General features: G+C 53.3%; 25 protein-coding genes. 12 read left to right on the top strand and 13 right to left on the bottom strand.

Annotation, left to right across the window (positions count from 1 at the left end; genetic code table 11):
- The first annotated feature begins 9 nt into the window (after nucleotides 1-9).
- Together ABDW36_RS17245 and ABDW36_RS17240 are read left to right on the top strand one after the other, a co-directional pair.
- Nucleotides 10-654: a hypothetical protein gene (locus tag ABDW36_RS17245; protein ID WP_343703170.1), complete on the top strand. Its 645-nt coding sequence runs from the start codon at nucleotides 10-12 to the stop codon at nucleotides 652-654.
- A 219-nt stretch (nucleotides 655-873) separates the two neighbouring features.
- On the top strand, nucleotides 874-1,089 hold the full coding sequence (locus ABDW36_RS17240; RefSeq protein ID WP_343703169.1) for a hypothetical protein: 216 nt from the start codon (nucleotides 874-876) through the stop codon (nucleotides 1,087-1,089).
- A gap of 119 nt (nucleotides 1,090-1,208) precedes the next feature.
- On the opposite strand, the gene ABDW36_RS17235 is transcribed toward ABDW36_RS17240, so the two are convergent.
- The 6 genes from ABDW36_RS17235 to ABDW36_RS17210 all read right to left on the bottom strand — a co-directional run bounded on the left by ABDW36_RS17235 (nucleotide 1,209) and on the right by ABDW36_RS17210 (nucleotide 7,449).
- A complete protein-coding gene (locus tag ABDW36_RS17235) occupies nucleotides 1,209-2,984 on the bottom strand; it encodes an ABC transporter transmembrane domain-containing protein (RefSeq protein ID WP_343703168.1) in 1,776 nt (591 codons plus the stop codon).
- 20 nt (nucleotides 2,985-3,004) lie between these two features.
- Nucleotides 3,005-3,631, bottom strand: a complete 627-nt coding sequence (locus tag ABDW36_RS17230) for a hypothetical protein (protein ID WP_343703167.1) — start codon at nucleotides 3,629-3,631, stop codon at nucleotides 3,005-3,007.
- A gap of 1 nt (nucleotide 3,632) precedes the next feature.
- Complete coding sequence (locus tag ABDW36_RS17225) at nucleotides 3,633-5,165, bottom strand: patatin-like phospholipase family protein (RefSeq protein ID WP_343703166.1); 1,533 nt, start codon at nucleotides 5,163-5,165, stop codon at nucleotides 3,633-3,635.
- A gap of 70 nt (nucleotides 5,166-5,235) precedes the next feature.
- Entirely contained in the window at nucleotides 5,236-5,829 is a 594-nt protein-coding gene (locus ABDW36_RS17220) for an HAD-IB family hydrolase (protein WP_343703165.1), read from the bottom strand.
- On the bottom strand, nucleotides 5,826-6,560 hold the full coding sequence (locus ABDW36_RS17215; RefSeq protein ID WP_343703164.1) for an SDR family oxidoreductase: 735 nt from the start codon (nucleotides 6,558-6,560) through the stop codon (nucleotides 5,826-5,828). Before ABDW36_RS17215 ends, ABDW36_RS17220 begins: the two co-directional genes overlap by 4 nt.
- Nucleotide 6,561: 1 nt before the next feature.
- A complete protein-coding gene (locus tag ABDW36_RS17210; protein ID WP_343703163.1) occupies nucleotides 6,562-7,449 on the bottom strand; it encodes a decaprenyl-phosphate phosphoribosyltransferase in 888 nt (295 codons plus the stop codon).
- Between the two features lie 157 nt (nucleotides 7,450-7,606).
- On the opposite strand from ABDW36_RS17210, the gene ABDW36_RS17205 reads away from it, so the two are divergent.
- Nucleotides 7,607-9,175 carry a hypothetical protein gene (locus ABDW36_RS17205; protein ID WP_343703162.1) on the top strand — a complete coding sequence of 523 codons (1,569 nt, stop codon included), beginning with the start codon at nucleotides 7,607-7,609 and terminating at the stop codon, nucleotides 9,173-9,175.
- 48 nt (nucleotides 9,176-9,223) lie between these two features.
- Nucleotides 9,224-10,132, top strand: a complete 909-nt coding sequence (locus ABDW36_RS17200) for an EamA family transporter (RefSeq protein ID WP_343703161.1) — start codon at nucleotides 9,224-9,226, stop codon at nucleotides 10,130-10,132.
- 5 nt (nucleotides 10,133-10,137) lie between these two features.
- Here ABDW36_RS17200 and ABDW36_RS17195 read toward each other — a convergent pair whose 3' ends face one another.
- Both ABDW36_RS17195 and ABDW36_RS17190 read right to left on the bottom strand, forming a co-directional pair.
- Nucleotides 10,138-10,785 carry an MgtC/SapB family protein gene (locus ABDW36_RS17195; protein WP_343703160.1) on the bottom strand — a complete coding sequence of 216 codons (648 nt, stop codon included), beginning with the start codon at nucleotides 10,783-10,785 and terminating at the stop codon, nucleotides 10,138-10,140.
- Between the two features lie 15 nt (nucleotides 10,786-10,800).
- Nucleotides 10,801-11,055, bottom strand: a complete 255-nt coding sequence (locus tag ABDW36_RS17190) for a hypothetical protein (protein WP_343703159.1) — start codon at nucleotides 11,053-11,055, stop codon at nucleotides 10,801-10,803.
- Nucleotides 11,056-11,126: 71 nt separating this feature from the next.
- On the opposite strand from ABDW36_RS17190, the gene ABDW36_RS17185 reads away from it, so the two are divergent.
- Nucleotides 11,127-12,056 carry a phosphoribosylaminoimidazolesuccinocarboxamide synthase gene (locus tag ABDW36_RS17185; RefSeq protein WP_343703158.1) on the top strand — a complete coding sequence of 310 codons (930 nt, stop codon included), beginning with the start codon at nucleotides 11,127-11,129 and terminating at the stop codon, nucleotides 12,054-12,056.
- A 217-nt stretch (nucleotides 12,057-12,273) separates the two neighbouring features.
- Here the strand turns inward: ABDW36_RS17185 and ABDW36_RS17180 are convergent, their stop codons facing one another.
- Nucleotides 12,274-12,945 (bottom strand): Crp/Fnr family transcriptional regulator, encoded by a 672-nt coding sequence (locus ABDW36_RS17180; RefSeq protein ID WP_343703157.1) that lies wholly within the window; start codon nucleotides 12,943-12,945, stop codon nucleotides 12,274-12,276.
- Between the two features lie 76 nt (nucleotides 12,946-13,021).
- Here ABDW36_RS17180 and ABDW36_RS17175 point away from each other — a divergent pair, with 76 nt between their 5' ends.
- The 3 genes from ABDW36_RS17175 (at nucleotide 13,022) to ABDW36_RS17165 (ending at nucleotide 17,174) form a co-directional block, all read left to right on the top strand.
- Nucleotides 13,022-14,725: a chloride channel protein gene (locus ABDW36_RS17175; protein WP_343703156.1), complete on the top strand. Its 1,704-nt coding sequence runs from the start codon at nucleotides 13,022-13,024 to the stop codon at nucleotides 14,723-14,725.
- 50 nt (nucleotides 14,726-14,775) lie between these two features.
- On the top strand, nucleotides 14,776-16,572 hold the full coding sequence (locus ABDW36_RS17170; protein ID WP_343703155.1) for an ABC transporter ATP-binding protein: 1,797 nt from the start codon (nucleotides 14,776-14,778) through the stop codon (nucleotides 16,570-16,572).
- 164 nt (nucleotides 16,573-16,736) lie between these two features.
- Complete coding sequence (locus ABDW36_RS17165; protein ID WP_343703154.1) at nucleotides 16,737-17,174, top strand: DUF3276 family protein; 438 nt, start codon at nucleotides 16,737-16,739, stop codon at nucleotides 17,172-17,174.
- A 138-nt stretch (nucleotides 17,175-17,312) separates the two neighbouring features.
- Here ABDW36_RS17165 and pgi read toward each other — a convergent pair whose 3' ends face one another.
- A complete protein-coding gene (gene pgi, locus ABDW36_RS17160; protein WP_343703153.1) occupies nucleotides 17,313-18,941 on the bottom strand; it encodes a glucose-6-phosphate isomerase in 1,629 nt (542 codons plus the stop codon).
- A gap of 50 nt (nucleotides 18,942-18,991) precedes the next feature.
- Entirely contained in the window at nucleotides 18,992-19,798 is an 807-nt protein-coding gene (locus ABDW36_RS17155) for a hypothetical protein (protein ID WP_343703152.1), read from the bottom strand.
- Between the two features lie 140 nt (nucleotides 19,799-19,938).
- On the opposite strand from ABDW36_RS17155, the gene prfB reads away from it, so the two are divergent.
- Both prfB and pruA read left to right on the top strand, forming a co-directional pair.
- A protein-coding gene (gene prfB, locus ABDW36_RS17150) for a peptide chain release factor 2 (protein WP_343703151.1) occupies nucleotides 19,939-21,034 on the top strand; the annotation gives its coding sequence in 2 pieces (ribosomal slippage) (nucleotides 19,939-19,998 and nucleotides 20,000-21,034; 1,095 coding nt in all).
- 58 nt (nucleotides 21,035-21,092) lie between these two features.
- Complete coding sequence (pruA, locus tag ABDW36_RS17145; protein WP_343703150.1) at nucleotides 21,093-22,724, top strand: L-glutamate gamma-semialdehyde dehydrogenase; 1,632 nt, start codon at nucleotides 21,093-21,095, stop codon at nucleotides 22,722-22,724.
- 69 nt (nucleotides 22,725-22,793) lie between these two features.
- On the opposite strand, the gene ABDW36_RS17140 is transcribed toward pruA, so the two are convergent.
- Together ABDW36_RS17140 and ABDW36_RS17135 are read right to left on the bottom strand one after the other, a co-directional pair.
- Nucleotides 22,794-23,306, bottom strand: coding sequence for a peroxiredoxin (locus ABDW36_RS17140; protein ID WP_343703149.1), 513 nt, complete (start codon nucleotides 23,304-23,306; stop codon nucleotides 22,794-22,796).
- A 55-nt stretch (nucleotides 23,307-23,361) separates the two neighbouring features.
- Nucleotides 23,362-24,039 carry a hypothetical protein gene (locus tag ABDW36_RS17135; protein WP_343703148.1) on the bottom strand — a complete coding sequence of 226 codons (678 nt, stop codon included), beginning with the start codon at nucleotides 24,037-24,039 and terminating at the stop codon, nucleotides 23,362-23,364.
- A 161-nt stretch (nucleotides 24,040-24,200) separates the two neighbouring features.
- Here ABDW36_RS17135 and pyrR point away from each other — a divergent pair, with 161 nt between their 5' ends.
- On the top strand, nucleotides 24,201-24,731 hold the full coding sequence (gene pyrR, locus ABDW36_RS17130) for a bifunctional pyr operon transcriptional regulator/uracil phosphoribosyltransferase PyrR (RefSeq protein ID WP_119080818.1): 531 nt from the start codon (nucleotides 24,201-24,203) through the stop codon (nucleotides 24,729-24,731).
- Between the two features lie 23 nt (nucleotides 24,732-24,754).
- Entirely contained in the window at nucleotides 24,755-25,681 is a 927-nt protein-coding gene (locus ABDW36_RS17125) for an aspartate carbamoyltransferase catalytic subunit (RefSeq protein WP_343703147.1), read from the top strand.
- Nucleotides 25,682-25,705 lie beyond the last annotated feature (24 nt).

Genomic DNA, 25,705 nt, shown 5'->3' with positions numbered 1-25,705 from the left:
CCACATAACATGAAAAAGATCATTGTATTTCTCATGATGGCGCTGCCCATTGCGGCCTCCGCCCAGGAACCTGCGGCACAACAGCTTGCCACCGCCGTATCACGGCTCAATACCGCACATGCCACCGCTGAATACCAGCAGCTGGCCAACCAGTTTCAACGGCTGGCCGCCGCTCAGCCGGACCAGTGGCTGCCGGTTTATTATGCGGCCGTGGCCAACATGCGCATTGCTTTTCTCAACAAGGAGAAAGCTATGCTGTTCAGCGCCCAGGCCGAAGAGCAGATCAAACAGGCCATCAGCCTCCTGAAAAAAAGCGGCGGCAGCCCGAAAGATGAAGCGGAAGCCTACACCGTGTACAGTTTTATTGAACGCGCCAGGGTAGAAGCAGACCCTATGGTGAACGGCCGCCAATACGGCCCGCTGGCCGGCCAGTACCTTGCACAAGCCCGCAAGCTGGACCCGCAGAACCCGCGCGCCCTTTACCTGGACGGCCTCATCAAATTCCAGACACCAGCCATGTGGGGAGGAGATAAGGAGAAAGCAAAAGAGCTCTTTACGGCCGCCTTGCAGCAGTTTGCAACCCCTCCGGCATCGGCCGTGGCGCCGCAATGGGGGCAAAGCGATTGTAAAAGCATGCTGGAGCAGGCAAAATGATATTCGTGTTAAATATGCTTTAAAGCAGATCGCTATTTACAATGTAATGGAAAATAAATAATTAAACCGTACAACAGGAGAAGAGGGCTGGTGCAGCGCTGGCTGTGGCGCGGGGTAGTGGCAGAATGGGGTCCCATATTTGCGTTTTGGGCACACAAATCAAGGCCTGTTCGTAATTGCCCCGCACCGGCTCTCTTTTTCACTAAAAAACAACATAACATGAAAGCATCTACAGAAAGGAAGATCATCAGGTGGCTGCACATCATCCTGAGCATACCGGTGATAGGGTATATTTACGGGCCGGTGGCTGCCATCCCGAACGCAGCTTCGGGGGTAAGGTGGGTCTTCTTTCCCCTCATAGTGCTCTCCGGGTTGTGGTTGTGGAAAGGGCAGTGGTTGAAAAAGCGGTGGCAGGGAAAGACGGTGGTGCGGTGAATGCTGCAGCTGCAACCGCTCATACCCGGTGCGGCAGGCAGCGTATGCTGTACAAAACAAAACGGCAACCGCCTTTGCCGGTACAGTAGTGATGTAAGCTGGTACAGGGCAAGGCGAAGTCAGGCAGTGAACTGCAGCTCGCTCAGCCCTTTGTACAGCCCTTCTTCCTTGCCCATCAGCTCTTCATGCGTACCGGCTTCTACTACACGGCCCTTGTCAAGCACCAGTATCATATCCGCGCGGCGTACGGTGGAAAGGCGGTGGGCAATTACCACGGAAGTGCGGCCGTGCATGAGTTTATCCAATGCATCCTGCACCAGTCTTTCAGATTCCGAGTCAAGTGCGGAGGTGGCCTCATCCAGGATGAGGATGCGGGGATCTTTCAGCACGGCGCGGGCAATGGCAATACGCTGGCGCTGGCCGCCGGAGAGCTGGATGCCGCGCTCGCCCACAATGGTGTTGAGGCCTTCGGGGAATTGCTGGATAAACTCCCAGGCATTGGCCTGCCGTGCGGCATGCATGATTTCCTCTTCCGTGGCGCCGGGGTTGCCATAGGCAATGTTTTCACGGATGGTGCCGCCAAACAGGAACACGTCTTGCGGCACTACGGCCATCTGGTTGCGCAAAGTGGAAAGGTCATATTGCTGCGCGTCTTTCCCGTCAATGAGGATGCGGCCTTTCACCGGGTCATAAAACCGGAGCAGCAGGTTAACGATGGTGCTTTTACCGGCGCCGCTGGGGCCTACCAGCGCTACCTGCCAGCCGGGCGCAATGTGAAAGCCCACGTCTTGCAGCACGGGAATGTCTTTACGGGAGGGATAATGAAAGCTGATATGTTCAAAACGGATGTCTCCCGCTATGGACGGTATTCTTTCGGCGGGAGGCAATGGGCGGATGTCTTCTACTGGCTCATCGTGTATTTCCAGCAGGTTTTCCGAGGCGCCCAGTGCGCGTTGCAGGCGGGTGTAGATCTCCGCCAGCCCGCTGATGGAGCCGCCAATAAAACCGGAATAGAGGATGAAGGAGAACAGCTGTCCTACTGCAATATCGCCGGAGGCCATGAGCAGGGCGCCTTTCCAGATAACGGCCGTCATAGCGCCGAAGAGGCCCAGTATCAGGAAAGATACGAACGCGCCCTGGTAGGCGCCTGCCTTTACGCCGGTGGCAGCGGCCTCATCTGTTTTCTTTTTATAGCGGCCTATTTCAAAAAACTCGCTGGCAAAGGCTTTCACGTTAAAAATACCCTGCAGCGTTTCTTCTACAATGGTGTTAGATTCTGCCACCTGCGCCTGCACCTGTTTGGAGAACTTCCTGATAAACTTCCCGAACACCACGGCCAGCACGCAAATAACGGGCACAATAGCCAGCATGAACAGCGTCAGCTTCCATGAGGTAACGGCCAGCAGGGCTATACCGCCGGTAATGATGATCACCTGGCGGAGAAACTCCGCAAGGGTAGTGGTAAACATATCCTGCAGCTGGGAAATGTCTGAAGAAATGCGGCTGTTCAGCTCACCCACGCGGCGCTCCGCAAAAAACTTCATGGGCAGCCTGATGAGGTGGTTGTAAGTGGCCTGCCGAAGGGCGGCCAGTGTTTTTTCTGTAACAGATACAAAGATGCGGATGCGGAAGTAGGAGAAAAGAGACTGGAGGATGAGCACGGCGGCCAGCAGCAGCCCGATGCGGTCCAGCTGCTCCAGCAGCTGCCCCTTATGCCCGGCGTCTACCAGGTCTCCCAGCAGCTTGGGAAAAGCCAGGCTGGCGCCGCTGGAAAGCAGCAACATCAGCAGGCCTACGGCAAATTGCCAGCGGTAAGGTTTGGCGTATTCATAGAGTCGTAGGGCCTTTCGTATCCCGATCAGCGAAATTCTTGCACGTTTCTGCGGTTGCTCCATAAGTCGAAATTAAGCTTTCCTTATGGAGTAGACGAGCGGCGGCGGGAAATATTGTATACTGTTATCAAAAGAAAGGTTAATGTTTCCCCGGCCAGTATACACACGTACCGGAGGGAGCTGTGCCAGAACTCGCCTGTCATCCAGAAATAAAAGGCCACAGGCAGGGTCACCGCCAGGCCCAGGAAGGCCAGCAGGAACTTGGTGTTCACGGCAAAGGAGTAAGCGGCGAAACCGCCTTTGGCGGGGCGCGGGCCCATTTTACGGAGGCAGTAGATATTCTCATAGATGTCTGCCACCCAGGCAACGCCCTGCAAGGCGGCTACCAGCCAGAAAAAGTATTCGCCGCTGCCGGTTTTGGCGCCGATGATAACACAAAGCAGCGCTGTGGCGGGGTACAGGCCCAGCATAAAAAGAAAATCTACCCACAAATGGGCTTTCAGGGCCCGGTGAGCGGTGGGCTGCAGGTGGCCGATGAGGTTGTCCATTTCCGCTTCGGAGGCGGGGAACTGCAGGTCAAAAATGGTGAACGGCTGTTCTTCCCCGCTGCCTGCACGCCGGTGAAACTTTTTGGCCAGGCGGTTGAGCCAGAGGGCGGCGGCCAGTATGAGGCCGAAACAAAGCACAAAATAGAAACGCGGGTCTGTCATCTTATTTCTTGCTTTTGGTGAGGATATTGGATGCGCCCCGCAGGTCTTTACCGGAGGTGTTAACGGCCTGGTGCACCACAATGCGGGCGGTTTTATATTCTTCCCAGCTAAAATCTTCCAGCAGGAATTTACCGGCCGCCTGCGCGCCCAGCACAAAAAGCTCCCGCTGCTTGTCTGGCGGTATGTTGAAGTCCAGCCAGTTATATTCATGCACATGAATAACGCCAATGCCTTTTCGGAACAGGCTGTTCTTGAGCAGGAAATCCTTGTCGTAGTAATACCGCACCGTGTTGAACAGCTTGCCCAGGTAAGCGCCCAGGCCCAGGTTGTCTGCCTGGTTCTGCGTATTGTCCGCGGGCAGCGCATCGTCCAGCTCAATACCGAGCGTAGGCAGGCGCGGAATGGTCACTTCAGGGTTGTAGAGGATGTTGATGGGGAAGTTGGAGAGCACGCCGCCGTCTACAAAACGCACGGCGGTGGGAATATCTTCCGGCTCCATCAGCAGGTGGTTGCGCCAGTGGGTCTGGATGATGGGCAGCTCCCTGGGAATATTGCGGATGATGTGTGACTCGAAGAAGATGGGAATGCTCATGGAAGCCCGTACAAACTCCGCCGGGTGCAGCTCCTGCTGGTTTTCCCGGAAGAGGTTCCACATTTTCGGGAACTCTATCTTGTTCTGGGTAATGATGTCTGAAGTGATGAGGGTGATATCCGGCTTCAGGCCTTTGGTGGGATCATCTCCCAGGCTGCGGTCTGTTTCCACGTTGCGGATGTGCAGGCCTTCCGGCATTTTGCCCGCTACGCGCTCCAGGTCTTCAATGGTTTCCACGCCGTTTTCCGACATGATCATTTTGATCCAGTCCATAAAATTCCTGCCGGGGTTGATGCCGAAGCCGCGGTTCTTCAGCCGCGCCACCAGGTAGCTGCCGTAGCCGGCGGCCAGCGCCAGTCCCAGCAGCATCATACCGGTAAGGATGTAAGATACCAGCGCAATGCCGTTAAACACGGGGTAATGATGGCGCAGGCCGGTGCTCACCACATCCATCAGCAACAGGGCCGCCAGCGTAAGGCCTGCACGGCGGACGCCGTTTTTGATGCGCCTGGCGAAGTGCTCCGTTTTGATCACCCATTTGATGAGCTTCTGCGCAAAGGGGTGGCCGTCTACGAAATCAAAAAATGGTTTGCTGCAGAGGTACTGGAGGATGCGTTCGGATTTGGTGAGGCGGGCAGCTTTATCTTCCTGCACTACCGCCAGCAGCGTGGTGTTGATGGCGCCGGCGCTGGTACCCGCCAGCCGCATGAAGCGGATGCCGGCTTTTTCAAGAATGTACGTATAGCCTACCAGGGCCACACCCAGCACGCCGCCGCCTTCCTGTACCAGGTGCACGTACTGGTGACCGTCTTTATCAAGCGTGTCTGACACTACCAGGCGCTCGAAATTATCTCCGAACCGGTTTTTCAATGCATCTAATACCGCGGTTACTTCCGGCACCTGGGTGAAATAATCAGGCCCCGGTTTTTGACTGGAAGGCATGCTGGATAGTTTTTGCGGGTGTTAACAGATATCTTCCAATTTACGACATATGGGGCACAAAAGCAATGGCTTACTCAAACGCCCGGAAACCCTTATGCTGCGCCAGCGCCAGCATTTCCTTGTCTCCGCTGCTGTCTCCGTAAGCGTAAATGGTATGGAAAGTGGTGAGGTGAACAGCTTCCCTGATCCTGCATACTTTTTCATCTCCGTTGCAGTTGCGGCCGGTGAGCAGGCCGGTTACCAGCCCGTTCTTCACTTCCAGCACGGAGCCCAGGCAGGGGATGCCCAGCGTATTGCTCCAGGGCGCCACCCAGTTTTCTGCGGAGGCGGTCACAATGTACACTACATGACCTTCCGCCTTGTGCCAGGCCAATGCGTTCAGGGCCTTGGGCCGCAGTATGGCGGGCAGGCGCTCCTGGCAAAAAGCGTTGCAGGCCTGCTGGAACTGCGTTACGGGCATATTGCGGAAAAAGTATTTCAGCACTATTTCTTTCATCCGCTGGTTGGAGATCATCTTCAGCTTGAAAAGCACCAGCAGCGGGCTCAGTACGGCCATGCCGGCATAGAACGCCGCGGCGCCTTTCTGGAAACGGATGATCTCAAACAGCGTGTCTTTGCTGGTGATGGTACCGTCAAAGTCAAAGAATGCAATAACGTTCTTCACAGCTTGAGCTTTTTGAACATAAACTCCGGGATGCTTTTGATAATGAGCATGATGTAACGCCAGAACCAGCGGGTGTAGATCACGTTCTTTTTGCGGGCGGCGGCCTTGTACACATCTTCCGCTACCTGCTCGGGTTTGGCGGTGAGCAGGGGAGGGAGGGTGAGATTTTCCGTCATGCGGGTGTACACAAAACCCGGCTGCACGCTCATCACGTGCACGCCTGCATGAAACAGGCGGTTGCGCAGGCCCGAAAGGTAGGCGGTGAAACCGGCTTTGGCGCTGCCGTACAGGTAATTGCTCATTCTGCCGCGCTCACCGGCCACAGAGCTGATGCCTATGATGGTACCGGTTTTGCGGGCGGCCATATCTTCCGCTACAATGTTGAGTATAGATACGGCCCCTGTATAATTGGTATGTAAAATGCGGGCGGCTTCTTCCCATTGCTGCTGCCCTTTTTCCTGGTCTCCCAGGTACCCGAACACGCAGATCACCACATCCGGCCGCGCGGGCAGGGAATGGTAAAAAGCGGAATGACTCTCAAAATCAAGTGCGTCAAAGGCATGGGCGGAAGCAGACACGTTGTGCCTGATCTGGAGGTCCTGCTGCAGCGTATGCAGCTCTTCCGGCCGGCGGGCGGCCAGCTGTACCGTATATTGTGCCTGTGCATATCTGCGGGCTATTGCCACAGCCATATCTGAGCCTGCGCCAAGTATTAAAACCGAAGGTGTCATGCTATTCAAAAAATACTTTGTTGGTCGGCAAATAAATGATCAAATAAAAACTCAGTATCCACAGAACAATGGTTAATTGAATGAAGCGGTCTTTGTACAGGATTTTGGTGGGAGAGCCCGTATTGTTATCAACGTAGGCGATTTGCAAATATCGCATTAATCCGGCAATTACAAAAATGCTGGTGTAGTACAGGCGATAGGTGTTAAAATGCTCCATGGTGGCGGGCGCCATGGTATACATGATGTAGGCTACAATGATAACGGCAGACACCAGGGCCAGGGAAGTATTGAGAAAATCCATATTGTACCCTTTGGAGGCTTTGCGCATATCTTTGCCGGAAGCCATTTTGAGCACAATATCATCCCGCCGCTTGGCCAGCGCCATAAAGAGGGCCAGCAAGAAGATCATGAGCATCAGCCATTCAGACACGGCCACGTCAGACGCTACGCCGCCGGCTTTGATGCGCAGCACAAAACCGATGGCAACAATGAACACGTCCAGGATGGAAATATTTTTCAGCCCGAAAGAGTAGGCCATGTTCAGCACGAAATAAATAGACAGCACAAAAGCGAACTTGTGGCTGATCATCCAGGCGCCGCCGAAACCTGCTATCACCAGTACGGCAAAAATGGCCAGGGCGGCGCTTTTTGAAACGGCGCCGGAGGCAAGGGGGCGTTTGGATTTTTCCGGGTGGGCCCGGTCTGCCTCAATATCACGATAATCGTTGATGATGTAAATACTGCTGGCCAGCAGGCTGAAGCAGGCAAAGGCGCCGATGAGCACAAGTACTTTATCGAAATCAAACATCTGGCCGGCAAAAAAGAGCGGAATAAACAGGAAGAGATTTTTGGCCCAGTGTTTCGGCCTCAACAATTTTAAGTATTGCACGGGGATTAAACTTTATTGCGCAGCAAGTTACAATGAATTTAAGGATTTGTAGCTATTTTTGCACTCTTTAATATAATAATATCATTATTTGTAAACTACCCCCAGCATGAATGGTCCCTTTTTGACACAGCGCAGAGCCACGATTATTGAATGTATTTTGATTATCGGCCTTGCTCTTGTACCGTTATTTGCCACTTTCCCTTACCGTGTAAACATCTTTTTATCGTGGGAGGGCGCATACCGCCTGTCTGAAGGACAGCTGCCTTACCGCGACTTCGGCACCCCGCTGGGTTTTGGTTACTGGCTGATGCCGGCGCTTTTCTTCAAACTGTTCGGGCCTTACCTGGTATCCCTGGTGAAAGCGCAGGTGCTGCTGAATATCATGGGCGGCTTTTCTTTCCGTTCCATCATGAAGAGTGTAGGCGTGCCCGTTGGCGTAAGAGTGCTGGCCGTGCTGGTGTTCGTACTGTCTTATTCTTTCCCTAACTTCTGGCCCTGGTACAATAATACCGTGATCATTTACCAGCTGGCGGGCCTGGCCTTGCTGCTGATTGGCCTCAACGGCGGTAAATGGCGCTGGGCGGCTATTTTCGGAGCGGCATTTTTCACCTTCCTGAGCTTTTTCACCAAACAGGACGGGGGCGGGCTGGCCATGCTGCTTTGCCTGGCCCTGCTGGGCTACCACAGCCTGCGGCACAAACGCTGGCAGGAGCTGGCAGTGTTCCTGGGCAGCTACCTGGTAGTGGCGCTTGCCTTTATATTGCCGTTTGTGCCCTACGGCTTCGGCTACTGGTTCAACCACGGCCAGCCGCCGCACAACTCCCGCCTGTCTGTAAAAGATATTATAGACGAGTTCCTGGTGGCTTCACAATGGCTGAAGTTTTACCTGGTAATGGTATTGCTGCTGATTGCCCCTGCGTTGCGGGATGTAAAGGCCCTCTGGGCAGACAGCCGGAAAATGATGTTCATCCTGCTCACCATCGGCATTATTGTGGAAGCCAGCCTCTTCCAGGTAACCAGCTACACCCCGCCGGACAATAACATCTTTTTCCACGCCTTTGCCTTTGCTTTTATTTTCACACAGCTCAGCCAGCTGCTGCAGCTCAAAACGGACAGCTTCCGGCCTTTCCTGGCCGGCGTAGTGCTGGTAGGGCTCTGGTGGTCTGGCGCGTTCTACAAGTATGTAGACCGCGTCCTGAGCCGCATTCTGCCTCCGCCTGTGGCCACTGTGGAAGGCGGAGAGAACGTGATCTCCCGCAATAATTTCATGCTGCATACAGATACCACAGACGTGCCTACCTCTGAATGGATCTTCTCCAGCCTGCCGGCGTTCAAAAAGATCTACATGCCGCCCTCCACGGTACAGGGCATAGACCGGTTGATGGCCCTGCCGGAAGTGAAAACAAAAGGGAAGGAACTGAACGTATTGAACCTCACTGAATTAACGCCCCTTAAACACAGTATTGGCTACAAGGAGGAAATAGGCCGCAACATTCCCCTCTGGCATCACCTGGGCGTAGGCATGTTTAACCGGCAGCTGGAGGAGTACAAGGGCAGGATTGCCCGGAAAGAGTATGATATAGTGCTGTATGAATATGCCCCCACGCTGAACAATTTCTTCCCCTTTGCCCTGCGCGATGATCTGAAGCAGCACTACCGCCAGGTAGACAGCTTTCTGGCGCCGCGCCGGCCCACCAACGCCACTATTGAAGTGTATATGAAATAAAAAGCGCTTACCTTGCGGCTCTTTGTTGAATAACCGCCACACGAAACCATGCAGCGCAGCACCAACAAGTCTACTTTGATACTGGCCCTGGGCCTGGTATACATCCTTTGGGGGTCTACCTTCCTGGGCATGAAGATAGGCGCTGAAATATTGCCGCCTTTCCTGTTGACCACCCTGCGCTTTATACTGGCCGGCAGCATTATGCTGGCATACGGGCTGTGGCAGGAAAAAGAAAGGCCCAGTGCGCGCCAGTGGATGAATGCCGCCATTGTTGGCGTATTGCTGATCGGCATCGGCAATTCCAGTGTAGCATTGGCCGTTACCGTAATGCCCTCCGGCATGGTGGCCCTGTTCATTGCAGCGCTGCCGGCCTGGTTCATTTCGCTGGACTGGGCTTTTTTCAGCAGGAAGAAACCGCAGGCTCTCACGCTTTGGGGGCTCTTTCTCGGCTTTGCCGGCCTCTTCTATATTTTTGACCCTTTCCACCTGCTCACCGCCGGCCCTACCACCAACCGCAGCATTCCGCTCTGGCCCATTCCGCTGCTCACGCTGGGTTCCGTGGCCTGGGCGCTGGGCTCGCTGCTGTCTCCCCGCATGAACATGCCTAAGCAAATGACCGCCTCCGGCATACAAATGCTGGCCGGCATGGTGGTGGGCCTGATATTGAGCCTTTGCCTGGAGCTGGATAACTGGCATCAATTCGGGGAAATGACGCTCCGTACCTGGAGCGCGGTGGTTTACCTGGTGCTGTTCGGCTCCCTGGTGGGCTTTACGGCTTATAGCTGGCTGGTGAACAACGCCCCGCCGCAGCTCACTTCTACTTATGCGTACGTAAACCCCGTGGTGGCTATTTTCCTGGGCTGGCTGATACTGGACGAGCAGTTGTCTGCCCAGTCGCTCACCGGCTCTGCTATTGTAATTGCGGGAGTAGTGCTGATGACGTTGAAGAAAAAATAGGCCCGTTACTTGGCCAGCTCCACTTCAAATTGGGTAATGGCGCCCTGCTGCAGCAGCAGGTTGTTCAGCAGTTCCATCCTGGGCATGGTACCCGTCACTTCATACTTGCCCTCCAGCAGGCCGGTCTCTACGCGGGTAGTGGATATTTTTTTTACGGAACTGCAGTAACGGGCAAACAGCTCTTCAAGCTCCGGGGTGCTCATGGCAGCCTCCTGGTATTTAATGGCATAATACTTCCTGTCACGGCGGCGGTTGATGACATTCTCCACGAAAGACAGTCCCCACAATACCAGGAGCGTGATCAAAACAGCAGTACCCGCCAGCGCGTACGCTCCGATACCGATGGCCATGCCTATGGCGGCAGACATCCAGATAGTGGCGGCGGTGGTAATACCGTCTATGGTGAAGCCGCCCCTGAAAATAACACCGGCGCCGATGAAACCTACCCCCGTGAGAATATTGGAGGCCACCCGGTCTCCCGTAGTGCCCGGCATGTGGCTGCCCACAATGGTAAAGAGGGCGGAGCTGGTACAGATGAGGGCTATAGTGCGGATACCGGCCGCCTTGCGCTGCACTTCCCGCTCAAAGCCCAGTAAAAAACCCGCTACCATGGCTACCAGCAGGCGGAGGAACATTTCTTCGCTTAACAACATGTAAAAAAGGTTTAATCAACAAACGCCGGGCACGGGAATGCCGTTAACAGACAGGAGGCTGTCCAGCCGCAGCACCAGGCCATTGTCCAGCTGCAAAAATTCTGCCTTGTTCAGCGTGTAGAGGTTACGGATGCGGGCGCTCACTTCCTGCCGGTGCCCCTGGCCGTCCGTAAAGGCTATCACACAGAGGGTTTGCATGGTGGCCCAGGCTTCCAGGCGGTCATAATAGTTGCAATCAATAGGCTGATACGGCCTTTCCGGTGTTTCCATAAATTCGTTTTCAAAATTACGTTGTGGAGGACTATTTTTGCAGCACTGAAAAAATAAAAAAATAATCCGGCATGTTAGAGTCTACATTTAAGTTTCCCAATCAGACAGCCTTTTATAAAGGTAAGGTACGGGATGTGTACACCATTGAAGACAAATGGATGGTAATGTTCGTGAGCGACCGCATTTCCGCCTTTGACGTGGTTTTGCCCCGTCCCATCCCTTATAAGGGACAGGTATTGAACCAGATTGCGGCCATTATGCTGGACGCTACCAAAGACATTGTGCCCAACTGGGTAAAATCCGTTCCGCTGCCCAACGCTACGGTAGGTCTGAAATGTGAGACCTTCCCCGTCGAAATGGTAGTACGCGGCAACCTGACCGGCCATGCCTGGCGCACCTACAAGAGCGGCAAGCGGGAGCTGTGCGGCGTGGCGCTGCCTGAAGGCCTGAAGGAGAACGATTATTTCCCTTCACCCATCATTACTCCCACTACCAAAGCGCATGAGGGGCACGACGAAGACATTTCCCGCGAGGAAATTATTGCCCAGGGCCTGGTAAGCAAGGAAGACTACGAAAAACTGGAAAAATACACCCTGGCGCTGTTTGAACGCGGGCGCGAGCTGGCGGCCAAACGCGGTCTCATACTGGTAGACACCAAATATGAGTTCGGCAAAATAGGCGATACCATTTACCTGATAGACGAAATACACACGCCTGACTCCAGCCGCTTCTTCTACGCCGAAGGCTACGAAGAAAAACAGAAAGCAGGCGAGCCGCAGAAACAGCTGAGCAAGGAGTTTGTGCGCGAGTGGCTGATGGAAAACGGCTTCCAGGGCAAAGAAGGCCAGCAGGTACCGGAAATGACAGATGCGTTTATTGAAAGCGTGAGCAACCGGTACATTGAGCTGTTCGAGAACATCACGGGGCAGCAATTCAAAAAAGAAGATGTGTCACCGGCGGATGCGGAGAAGAAGATAGTGGATACGTTGAAGAGTTTGTAATATGAAAGGAGCGGGGTGACCCGCTCCTTTTTTTGTTTTCATCAGGAAAATCCGGTTCCTGGTCATCGTCAGTACGCCAGGATCCTTAAAATATCATAAACTGTTAATTGCGATAGTCGACTGTCGTAATTAACGTTAATTGCGACAGTCGACTATCGCAATTAACAAAATTTATCGGTTCTTACAGTAATAGTTAACGACTATTAATTATCATCTCTCAATACAAAATAAACCCCCTCAATTTCTTCTCCTTCACAATCCTGATATCCTTGCCGGCCACAGCCACAATCCCTTCCTGCCCCCATTCATTCAATACTTTGAAAAGCGTTTCATAAGTGGTGCCCGCATAAGAGGCAATATCCTGTTTGGTGAGCAGGTTATTGATGTTCCCGTCTGCATCCGTACCGAAAATGGTGCGGATAGTGAGCAGTGCCTCCGCAATGCGGCCTTTCACGTCCATGTGTACCATATTGCGCATTTTGTGCTCCGCTTCCTGCAGCTCTCCGGCATACAGCATCATCATGCTGATGGCCAGGCCATTGTTCACTTTGAGGCTGGAGAGAAAGAACTCCGTGGTGATGCAGCAGGCGCTGCCGGCTTCCAGGGCGGTGGCGGTAACGGGGAAATGCTGTTCCTTGCCCATGCCGCGGTGGCCCAGCACGTCTCCGGGCGCTGCAAATTTAATGATGAGGTCTTTAGCTTCTCCCCATTGTTTGTGCACCTTGATGGTGCCGCTGTGCAGGAAATAAAAGTGCGTGGCCGGTTCTCCCTCTGTAAAAAGCACCTGGCCTCTTTTGAAGGAGACTATTTCAGCCCGCGCCGCAATTGCGTCGTACCACTCCGGCAGGCTGTGCTTGCAGAGAAAACAGTGGGGATGATCAGAAATCATTGTTTATACAATATATTTTCACTGTTGTTTTATAAATTTCCATACGAAAGTATTGCATAAGCTATACTTTTGCAACATGAAAGACGAATCTATCGCTATTTCCCCTTCCCTGGAGACCGAATTTGACCAACCGGCGGAGCCTTCCGGCTCGCCGGTTTCCATCCGGGTATTTTTTCTGAGCGTGCAGGTGGTGCTGAATGCCATCATTATCGGGTTCATCGCCCGCGGCCTGGTAGCGCTGATCAACCTGATCACGAATATATCTTTTTACGGCCAGTTCTCCTTTGCGGAGCACGGGCCGGCGGGCAACCAGCTGGGCGCCTGGGTAATAGCGGTGCCGGTATTGGGCGGCATTATCATAGGCCTGATGGCGCGCACCGGTTCTGCCGCTATCCGCGGCCACGGCATTCCTGAAGCTATGGAACAGGTGCTTACCAACGAGAGCCGCATCAAACCCATCATTACCTGGCTCAAACCCCTCTCAGCCGCCATTTCTATAGGTACCGGCGGGCCGTTTGGGGCAGAAGGGCCCATTATTGCTACCGGCGGGGCTTTCGGCTCCCTGGCGGGGCAGATCATGCGCATTACGCCGCAGGAAAGGAAAGTGATGCTCACAGCGGGCGCTACGGCCGGTATGGCGGCTATTTTTGGCACGCCGGTGGCGGCGGTGCTGCTGGCCATTGAGCTGTTGCTGTTTGAATTCTCGCCGCGTTCCATTATACCCGTAGCCCTGGCCTGTGCCACGGGCGCGGCCATGCATTACCTGTTATTCGGTTCCGGCCCCGTGTTCCCGATGGCCGAAGTACCGGCGCCGGGTTACCGGCAAATGCTGTGGTATGTTGGCCTGGGGGCCATCATAGGCGTGCTGGCGGCGCTGGTATCCAAAAGTGTTTATTTTATTGAAGACCTGTTTGAAAAACTGCCCATCCACTGGATGTGGTGGCCGGCCCTGGGCGCCGTGGCGGTGGGTGTTACCGGTTATTTTGCACCTTATACGCTGGGCGTAGGGTATAACAACATCACAGAGCTGCTGACCGGTTCGGTGCCTTTACAATTGGTGCTGGGCTTGTGTTTCATGAAGTTCATCTCCTGGTCTGTATCCCTGGGCAGCGGCACTTCCGGCGGCACGCTGGCGCCGCTGCTCACCATTGGCGGCGCCTGCGGTACCGGGCTGGGCATGCTGGTGCTGCATTATTTCCCGCAGAGCGGGCTGCATTTGCCTACCTGCGCCCTGATAGGCATGGCCGCCATGTTTGCCGGCTCCGCACGGGCACTGCTCACCGCCATTGTGTTCGCTTTTGAATGCACCATGCAGCCGCATGGATTGCTGCCTTTGCTGGGCGCCTGTACCAGCTCTTACTTCATCTCCTTCTTCCTCATGAAAAATACGATCATGACGGAGAAGATCCACCGCCGCGGCATTCATACGCCTGATGCTTATGAGCCGGACGTACTGCAGCATATGAAGGTGGAAGAAGTGATGCAGAAGCTAGCTGCCGTGCAGCCGCGCGGCTTCCAGACGCTCTATGTATACCCCGGCAGCCCGTTGACGCTGGCCATGCAGCTCATGAGCCGCTACGGCCTCAGCTCCCTGCCGGTGGTGAACAAGGAAAACAAGGAAGAAATGCTGGGCACGCTCACCGCGCCGATGATATTTGCGGCTTACAGTCGCCATAAATCCGCCGGCCAGCAATACCAGCGCGCTATTTCCATGAAAAGAAGAGGCTTCCGTTTATTCCTGCGCGGAAAGGGTTTGCTGAAAGATGCCCGAAATGCATAGCAATGCCTACATTTGTGTAGCATTGACTATTCCAAAGACTCTGAATACAAATGAAACACCTGGCAGCTTTAAACAAGTATTTTGTAAAATATAAATGGCGTTTTTTACTGGGCATGCTGTTCACCGCCGTATCCATTGTGTTCAGCGTTTTTCAACCCATTATGGTGCGGCAGATATTTGACCTGCTGGAAGCCAACCTGAAAAACTACCAGATGATCAGCGATACCGGCCTGAAATCCTTGTTCAGGGGCGGTTTTACCAAAACGCTGGCCTTCTACGGCCTTTCCATACTGGGCCTGGCCTTGCTGAGCGGTTTCTTTATGTTCCTGCAAAGGCAAACGCTCATTGTGATGAGCCGGTATATTGAGTACGATCTCAAGAACGAAATATTCCAGCAATACCAGCGGCTTGACCTTACGTTCTTCAAACTGAACCGCACGGGAGACATGATGAGCCGCATTACGGAAGACGTTTCCCGTGTGCGCATGTACGTGGGCCCGGCGCTGATGTATGCCACCCGTACAGTGATCATGATGGTGATGATCATCTGGCTGATGTGGAACGTGAACCCCACGCTTACGCTCTACACTTTATCCCCGCTGCCTTTGCTGGCGCTCACCATTTATTTTGTGAACGCCGTGATCCATAAAAAAAGCGAGCGCATACAGGCGCAGCTCTCTAACATCACTTCTGTTGCACAGGAAAACTATTCCGGCATCAGGGTGATCAAATCTTACGTGCAGGAAGCGCCCAGCGCGCAGCACTTTGAAGAAGCCAGCGAGGCGTACAAACACAGCTCCATCAGCCTAGCCAAAACCGACGCCATGTACCAGCCGGCCATGGCGCTGATGATAGGCCTCAGCGTGATACTCACCATTTTTATTGGCGGCATGCAGGTGATCAACGGCAACATCACCATCGGCAACCTGGCGGAATTTGTGCTGTATGTGAACATGCTCACCTTCCCGTTCTTCTCCATAGGCTGGGTAGCCTCCATGATACAGCGTGCCGCGGCCTCCCAGCAACGCATCAACGAGTTCCTGGATGAAAAGCCGCAGATCAAGGATGCGCCGGATGCGCAGGCGCCCGAGCTAAAAGGGGACGTCCGCTTTTCCAACGTATCATTCACCTATACCCATACCGGCATACAAGCGCTGCGTAATTTCAACCTGCATATCAAACCCGGAGAGAAAGTGGCTATCATTGGCAGAACGGGCTCCGGTAAAACCACCCTGGCGCAATTGCTGATACGCATGTTTGACCCGCAGGAAGGCAGCATATTGATAGACGGTACAGACATCCGCCAGATGAAGCTGGCCAGCCTCCGCAACCAGATCAGCTATGTGCCGCAAGACGTGTTCCTGTTCTCTGACACCATCAGCAACAACATCCGTTTTGGCGAGCCGGGGGCAGATGAAGCAGCCGTACAGGCAGCCGCACGGCAAGCATCTGTAGAAAAAGACATCCTGCAGTTTCCCGAAGGTTTTTCAACCGTAGTAGGGGAGCGTGGCGTAACCCTCAGCGGCGGCCAGAAACAGCGTGTATCCATTGCCCGCGCGCTGATCCGCAATCCCAACATCATGGTGTTTGACGACTGCCTGTCTGCCGTAGACGCCCGTACGGAAAAAGAGATCATAGGCAACCTGTATGCCTACCTGGAAAATAAAACAGCCATTATCATCACGCACCGCATCTTTTCGCTGTTCTCGTTTGACAAGATCATTGTACTGGACGAAGGAGGCATGGCTGAGAGCGGTACACATGAAGAATTATTGTCAAGGAATGGTTATTACGCAGAGCTGTACGCACGTCAGCAAACAGGGGAGGAGGAAAGTGTAAACGGGTAATTTTCATTGGGTTGTAATGCGCTTCCATCAAGGATTCCGCGAAATATAAGATGATTTTTCAAAATCATTTAAAATTATTTTGATATTTGTAAAACAATAGTATATTTGTTGATTATTGATCATTCAAACAGGATTTGATTCGTTAACACTTAAATCTATCAACTGTGGCGTACGAAAACAACAATCAACAGGAAAGAAACAACGACAGCATCTTTTCCAAGAGATTGAAAGCGGGCAAAAGAAGAACTTATTTCTTTGATGTAAAAACGACCCGGGGGAACGATTACTTTTTGACTATCACCGAAAGTAAAAAACGTTTCAACGATAACGGTTACGACAGGCACAAAGTATTCCTGTACAAAGAAGACTTTAACAAGTTCCTGAATGCTTTAACCGAAACTATCAATTATGTAAAAACAGAATTGATGCCCGATTTCGACTTTGATGCCTACAACCATGACTACTCTGAAAGCCGTGATGACGAGCAGGACGGTGAAAGCTTTAGCGTAGAAGCATCTGCTGCTGCACCCCGCGCACAGGTAGCTGCTGAAGCAGAAGCTGAAGCGCCCGCCCCCTCCGGTGAGGATGTAGACAAATGGTAAATCTTCTCCCTGTCAACGATAAGATTATTAAAACCTCCGGCCGCACCGGGGGTTTTTTATTGCCGGAAACTGCCCATAAAAAACGGGAAACCATTCAGCTGAACAGTTTCCCGCTTAAACCGCCTTTAGCGGTGCGTATTATTTCCGCAATTGTTTGTAAGCGTTAATAAGCCCGTTGGTAGAAGCATCGTGAGAGCTTACCGGCGTATTGTCTGCCAGCTCCGGCAAAATGCGGTTGGCCAGCTGTTTTCCCAGCTCAACGCCCCACTGGTCAAAGCTGTAAATATTCCAGATCACGCCCTGTACAAATATCTTGTGCTCATACATGGCAATGAGGGCGCCCAGCGTATGCGGCGTTACCTGTTTCAGCAGGAAGGAATTGGTAGGCCGGTTGCCGGTAAACACCTTGAAGGGCACCAGCTCTTCCGGCGTGCCTTCCGCCCTCACTTCATCCGCCGTTTTGCCGTTCATGAGCGCTTCTGTCTGCGCAAAAAAGTTAGACAGCAGTTTGGGATGATGATCTCCAATGGGGTTGTGGCTGATGGCAGGCGCAATAAAATCGCAGGGTATCATTTTAGTACCCTGGTGTATCAGCTGGTAAAACGCATGCTGGCCGTTGGTGCCGGGCTCTCCCCAAACAATGGGGCCGGTCTGGTAGCTCACAGGCTCCCCCGTTCTGTCTGTATACTTGCCGTTGCTCTCCATGTTGCCTTGCTGGAAGTAGGCGGCAAAGCGGTGCATGTACTGATCATACGGGAGGATGGCTTCGGAATCCGCATCAAAAAAGTTACCGTACCACAGGCCTATGAGGGCCATGATAACGGGGATGTTGGCGGCGAAGGGCGTTTCCCTGAAATGCACGTCTGTAGCATGCGCGCCGGCCAGCAAGGCTTCAAAGTTTTTGTAGCCGATGGTGAGGGCGATAGACAGGCCGATGGCAGACCACAGGGAATAACGGCCGCCTACCCAGTCCCAGAAAGCGAACATGTTTTTGGGATTGATGCCGAAGGCGGTCACCGCTTTTTCGTTGGTAGAGAGCGCGGCAAAATGCAGCGCGATATCTTTTTCCTTACCGCCGTTCTCCAGGAACCAGCTGCGCGCGGTATGCGCGTTGGTCATGGTTTCCTGCGTGGTGAAGGTTTTGGAGGCAATGAGGAACAGCGTTTCGTCTGGTGTTACTTTTTTCAGCGTTTCGGCAATATGGGTGCCGTCTACGTTGGATACAAAGTACGGCTGGATGCCTTCTACCCAGTAGGGGCGAAGGGCTTCCGTGACCATCACCGGCCCCAGGTCTGAGCCGCCGATGCCGATGTTGACAATATAACGGATACGCTTACCCGAAAAGCCCCTCCACTCGCCGTTGTGTATGCGGGCACAGCAGTCTTCCATCTGGCGGAGCACGGCGTTCACTTCCGGCATCACATCTTTCCCGTCCAGCAGCACCGGCTGGCTGGAGCGGTTGCGCAATGCGGTATGCAGTACGGCGCGATGCTCCGTGGCATTGATCTTTTCAGCGCCGAACATGGCCTTTATAGCCTCATCCACCTTGCATTCTTCCGCCAGGCCTTGCAGCAGCCGCATGGTGTCTGCATTGATGATGTTTTTGGAATAATCGAAGAGGATATTTTCAAACTGGAGGGAAAAAGACGCAAAACGTTTAGGGTCTGCCGCAAAAAGCGTGCGCATGTGCGTTTTTTTCATGTCTGCCGCATGGGCTTCTAACTGTTGCCAGGCTTTGGTAGCAGTTGGTTGTACTGTAGGGAGCATACGATCTGATTATGTAATGAAGGGTAAAAATACACAGTAATGCGGGATATTCAACCCACCGGCCTGCGCCTGCGCAGTATTTGCAATAGCAGCGCCAGTGCCAGCACGGCAATAATGATGGTGGCGGCGGCTACTATGGGCGCTGATTCCCTGCCGCCTTCGGCCTCTCTTTTCAGCACAATGCCGTAAAAGGCCCAGAGGTTGGCCAGCCCGAAATAAACATTGTTGAAGCGGAATATCATGAACAGGGCCACCAGCGTGCCGATGGTCATCATGGCCAGCGCCCAGGCAACGGGGGAGATGCGGTTCCAGCCGGCGGCCGCCACCCAGGCGGAAATGTTGGCCAGGGTGGCCACGCTGATCCATCCGAAATAAAGACCGAAAGGAACGTGGATGAACAGTTTTTCCCGCAGGCCCGCGCCGGGATGGGCAATGCGGAAATTGCGGTGAATGATCACCAGGGTGTAGAGAATAAACAGCATGAGCAGCACAGACAGCCATATGGCATTGTAATGCCAGGCAAAAAGCCAGGAAGCATTCCCCAGGCAGTTGAGCAGGAACCAGCCTTTCATACGTATGTGAAAGGCTTCCAGCTCCGGCAGGTGGCCGCGTGAAAAGGCCAGCCACAACTGGTAGCTGGTAAAGGCCAGGAGGCCCAGGTAAATTACGCCCCAGATGGAAAAAGTAACACCGGCGGGGGTGAAGAGATTGGGGTACAGGGCGGAAACTTCGCCGGTGGTGCGACCGTTCAGCGCGCCGGTATTGGCCATCACGTTCACGCCAAGCACTACCAGCAAGCCTATCAGGTTGAAAGAAGCCTGCTGCCGGTAATGGGGAATGCTTCTCCGGGTTTCCATGTGGTTGTTTTATTTGCATTTCATTAACAAAAACCTTTCCAAACTGCCCGTCTGCCCTGATTTACACCTTAAAAATGAGGGCATTAGCGGGCGCAAACACGTTTCATAATTCGTTAATAAAGGATTATCTTTGCGCACTTATGACAATAGAACAACTGAAAGATATAAGGGACCGTCTGTATGTCCTGGGAGGTTTTCTTTAACGTCCGGGACCGTATAGATAAAATAGAAAACGACCGGCAGATGACCCTCGCGCCCGGCTTCTGGGACGATAACGAAAGGGCTACGGCCATTCTCAAGGAAATCAAGGTAAACAAGTTCTGGGTAGACCTTTACGAACAGGTACGTACGGCTATTGAAGACAGCGCCGTGCTGCTGGAGTTCCAGAAAGAAGGGGAAGCCACGGAAGAAGAAGTGAACGCGGCCTACCAGCATGCGCTGGACGAGCTGGACGGGCTTGAATTCAAAAGCACCCTGAACCAGCCGGAAGACGAGATGCCGGCCGTGCTCACCATCAACTCCGGCGCCGGCGGCACCGAAAGCCAGGACTGGGCCGAGATGCTGCTGCGCATGTACCGCATGTACGGGGAAAAGCAGGGCTGGAAAGTGAGCGAAATAGACGTGCAGTACGGAGACGGCGCAGGCATCAAATCCGCCACGCTGGAATTTGACGGCGAGTTTGCCTATGGCCTGCTGAAAGCGGAAAGCGGCGTTCACCGGCTGGTGCGCATTTCACCGTTTGACTCCAACGCGCGCAGGCATACTTCCTTTGCTTCCGTATTTGTATACCCGCTGATAGATGACACCATTGAAGTAGAGGTGAACCCGGCAGACCTGGAATGGGAATTTTACCGTTCCGGCGGCAAGGGCGGGCAGAACGTGAACAAGGTTGAGACCGCGGTACGCCTGAAACATATTCCCTCCGGCATCATCATTGAATGCCAGCAGGCCCGTACCCAGGGAGAGAACAGAACAAAGGCCCTGGCCATGCTGAAAAGCCGTTTGTACGAAGAAGAGCTTCGCAAGCGGGAAGAGCTGAAGAACGCCAGCAATGCTAACAAACGCAAAATTGAATGGGGCTCGCAGATCCGTTCCTACGTGTTCCATCCTTACAAAATGATCAAAGACCACCGCACCGAATACGAAGTGGGCAACGTACAACCTGTTATGGACGGAGAACTGGACGGCTTCATCAAGGCTTACCTGATGATGCAGAAAGAAGAAGAAAAAAGCTGATCACCAACCATCAGCCGCAAGAACCATATTGAATCACGAAACAACAACAATCTAAGCCATGCACAATGCTTATTTTGACTTTGCAGCACCAAGCAATGAACCGGTTATGAGCTTCGCCCCCGGCTCCCCCGAAAGGGCGGCACTCAAAAAACAGCTGGCTGCTTTCAAGGCGCAGGAGATGGACATTCCCATGTACATCGGCGGCAAGGAAGTACGTACCGGCAAAACCGTAGACATTCGCCCCCCGCACGAGATCAAACACAAGCTGGGCCATTTCCACCAGGGAGACGCCAGCCATGTAACAGACGCTATCAACGCTGCGCTGGCGGCGCGCCGGCAATGGGCAGACACGCCCTGGGAGCAGCGCGCGGCCGTTTTCCTGAAAGCCGCGGAACTGCTGGCCACCAAATACCGCGCGCATACCAATGCGGCCACCATGCTGGGGCAGAGCAAAAACGCCTACCAGGCAGAAATAGACAGCGCCTGCGAGCTGATAGATTTCCTTCGTTTCAATGTACACTACCTCACCGAAATTTACCGGCAGCAGCCCGTTAGCTCCCCCGGGGTTCACAACCGCCTGGAGTACCGCCCGCTGGAAGGTTTTGTACTGGCCGTAACGCCTTTCAACTTTTCCGCTATAGGCGGTAACCTGCCCACTTCCGCCGCTATGTGCGGCAACGTGGTGGTATGGAAACCGGCCAACACACAGGTGTACCACGCCAGCTTCTTCATGAAAGTGCTGATAGAAGCCGGCCTGCCGGACGGGGTGATCAACCTCGTGTATGCAGACGGCCCCCTCATTGGCGACGTTTGTTTTGCGCATCCTGACTTTGCGGGCATCCACTTCACCGGCTCTACCGGCGTGTTCCAGACCATGTGGAAAACCATCGGCAACAACATTGCGAAATACAAAACCTATCCCCGCATTGTAGGGGAAACAGGCGGTAAGGATTTTGTGATGGTGCACCAGTCTGCCGATGTAGATACAGTGGTAACCGCCCTTGCCCGCGGCGCTTTCGAGTTCCAGGGCCAGAAGTGCTCCGCCGCTTCCCGCGCGTACCTGCCCGGCAACATTGCAGCAGACGTCAAGACCAAACTGGCTGCCACGCTGAAAACCATGAAGATGGGCACCACGGAAGATTTCTCCAACTTCATCAACGCCGTGATAGACGAGCGCTCTTTCGACAAGATCGCAAAGTATATAGACAACGCGAAGAAAGACCCCGCCGCCAGGATCATTGCCGGCGGCAACTACGATAAATCTGCCGGTTACTTCATTGAGCCTACGGTGATAGAGACCACAGACCCGAACTACGTGACCATGTGCGAAGAGATCTTCGGGCCCGTGCTTACTGTCTACACCTACGATGCAGCACAGTATGAAGAAACGCTGGAGCTGGTAGACCGTACCAGCACGTACGCCCTCACCGGCTCCATCATTGCGCAAGACCGCTACGCTATTGAGCTGGCTACCCGCAAGCTGGTGAACGCGGCAGGCAATTTCTACATCAACGACAAGCCCACCGGCGCAGTAGTAGGGCAGCAGCCCTTCGGCGGCGCCCGTGCCTCCGGTACTAATGACAAGGCCGGTTCACAGCTGAACCTTTACCGCTGGCTGAGCGCCAGAACAGTAAAGGAAACGCTGGTACCGCCTACAGATTACCGTTACCCGTTCTTACAGGAAGCTTAGTAGTAAATACATTCAACAGCAAAGCCGGCCTCACTGGAGACCGGCTTTGTCATTTTATGATGTATTGCATTACAGCTTTTTGATGGCTGCCATGGCTTCCTCCACGTGCTGTGTAGCCTGGGTGAGGGAGTTGAACTGGTGTACGATGACACCGTTCCTGTCCAGCACATACGTAACACGCCCCGGCAGCATCATGGTTTTGGGCACCCCGAAGAGCTTGCGCACTTTATTATCCGTATCGGCCAGCAGGGTGAACGGCAGTTTGTATTTCTCCGCAAACTTTTTGTGGGAGGCTACATCATCTGCGCTGATGCCTACTACCTGCGCGCCCGCATCTTTGAACCCTTCAAAAGAGTCCCGGAAAGAGCAGGCTTCTTTTGTACAGCCGGGCGTATCGTCTTTCGGATAAAAATAGACTACCACAGGGCCTTTGGCCAGTGCGGAAGATAACTTGAAGTTATGCCCGTCCTGGTCTTTCAATTCAAAATCAGGCACTTTGGAGCCGGTGGTGAGCTGTCCCTTGGCGGTAGCGCCAAAACCGAATATTGCCAATGTGAGCAGCATGGTATGGAAGATTTTCATGGTCCGTAAAATATGATCTGTATCAAAGCTACAAAAGCTGTACCACATCAAAATGTTAAAAGAGGAAATTGACGCCGATGGTGAGGTTGTCAAAGTCGAACGTGTTGCTGATACCCACGTTGTGCGTGGTGCTCTTTGTTTCGGCTATGCCAGGCACGTCCAGGATATGCTGTTTGTGTTCGGAATAGGTATAACTAAGCAAGGGGCCGAGCGAGGCCAGCAGGTTGATGTTATGCCTCAGTCCGAACTGCAGTCCCGGCCTGTAGGCCACTTCCGCCGTCCGCATTTTTGAAAGGTAGAAGTGGTTGGCGTTGAAAACATAATTCTTGGAGCCGCCGTACCTGATCACGGCATCATTAAAGACGCCCAACCGGGTTTTCCATAAAGGAATAATGTAGCGGACAAACGGGCCGGCGCTCCAGGCTTTGAAAGGCTTGTCTTCTTCGAGAGTAGTCGAACTGTAGTAACTGGCTTCCACGCCAATGGCAAAATTGGGCCGGAGAAACCAGCCGAACTGCGGGGAAATACCCCAGGTGGAAGTATTTCTTTCTATCCTGCCTGTGGGAATGCCGCTGCCGTCCCATATAAAATTCTGGCTTTTCTGGCTCGAGAAATTAAACCCGGTACCAACAAAAAACTTTTTTTCTTTCGGTGCTTCCTGGGCCAACAGGGGAGAAGCACAAAGGGTAAGCATGGTTGCCGTAAAGGCAAGCGTCAGGTAACTTTTTTTCATAAAACGAATGTTTTAGTTAACGCGCTGAAATGCGCAATTTCAATACCGCCGTTCCTTAATATTATGTTAATGGTATATACGTGTTATGCTGCCCGTTTATCTTTCCTTTTTTATTCTGCCCCTTTAATCCTTATTTTTGAGCATCTAAAATCCAGTTTGTTTTGAAATCTATTTTGACGGATCGGCAATTAGCAATCACCATCGACCGGCTGAGTCACCAGCTGATAGAAAATCACCCGCAGTTTACCAACACCGTGCTGATTGGCCTGCAACCCCGGGGCATTTATTTGTCAGACAGGATCTATCACCAGCTGCAAACGCTGCTGCCGGGCGTACAGGTACCTTACGGGAAGCTTGACATCACCTTTTACCGGGATGATTACAAAAGCGGCAAAGGCTTTCATACGCCCAATGAAACGGATATCGATTTTTCCATAGAGAACAAACACGTGGTGCTGGTAGACGATGTGCTGTACACCGGCCGTACCATCCGCTCCGCTATGGACGCCATGCTTGACTTTGGCAGGCCGGCTACCGTAGAGCTGCTGGTGCTGATAGACCGGCGCTTCAGTCGCGAGCTGCCCATTCAGCCTACCTATACCGGCCGCACCATAGACGCCATCATCACGGAAAAGGTGAAGGTGCTCTGGAAGGAGCGTGACGGGAAAGACGAAGTTGTATTGATTGCCTAATTCATTTATATTTGCATCCTAGAATGTCACTGTCTGCTAAACATCTGTTAGGTATACGCGATCTGAAGCGTTCGGATATAGAGCTCATTTTCAAAACAGCCGATCAATTTAAGGACGTTTTACAAAGGCCCATCAAGAAGGTCCCTTCCCTGCGGGATACCACCATCGTTAATGTATTTTTTGAGAACTCCACCCGTACCCGCATTTCATTTGAACTGGCGGAAAAGCGGCTGGGCGCTGATGTGGTGAACTTCTCCGCTTCAGGCTCTTCCGTATCAAAGGGGGAAACGCTGATAGACACGGTCAACAACATCCTCTCCATGAAGGTAGACCTGGTGGTGATGCGGCATTCTGCCACGGGCGCGCCGCATTTTCTCAGCAAACACATCAACGTACCCATTGTGAACGCCGGAGACGGCATCAATGAACATCCCACACAGGCTTTGCTTGACGCATATTCCATCCGTGAAAGGCTGGGCAGCGTGGAAGGCAAGAAGGTAGCCATCTGCGGAGACATCATGCATTCCCGCGTAGCGCTTTCCAATATCTACTGCCTGAAGAAGCTGGGCGCGGAAGTAACCGTGGCCGGCCCGCCCACGCTCATCCCGAAATATATTTCAGAGGCCCTGGGCGTGAACGTAACGTACAACATCCGGGAAGCGCTGAACTGGTGTGATGTGGCCAACATTCTGCGCATACAGCTGGAAAGGCAGAACATGCCGCTGTTCTCTTCCCTGCGCGAGTATTCGCTGGCATACGGGGTGAACCGGCAGCTGCTGGACAGCCTGCAGAAAGAGATCGTGATCATGCACCCCGGGCCTATTAACCGCGGGGTAGAATTAAGCTCCGATGTGGCAGACTCCGGCCAGTCTATCATCCTTGACCAGGTGGAGAACGGCGTGGCTACCCGCATGGCGGTGCTGTACCTGCTGGCCAGGAAAGAAGATTAGGCACTACTACGAATACAATACAGA

Origin of the sequence: Chitinophaga sp., from assembly GCF_039596455.1 — a bacterium.
Lineage (GTDB): Bacteria > Bacteroidota > Bacteroidia > Chitinophagales > Chitinophagaceae > Chitinophaga.
This window is presented reverse-complemented; position numbering and strand designations above follow the sequence as displayed.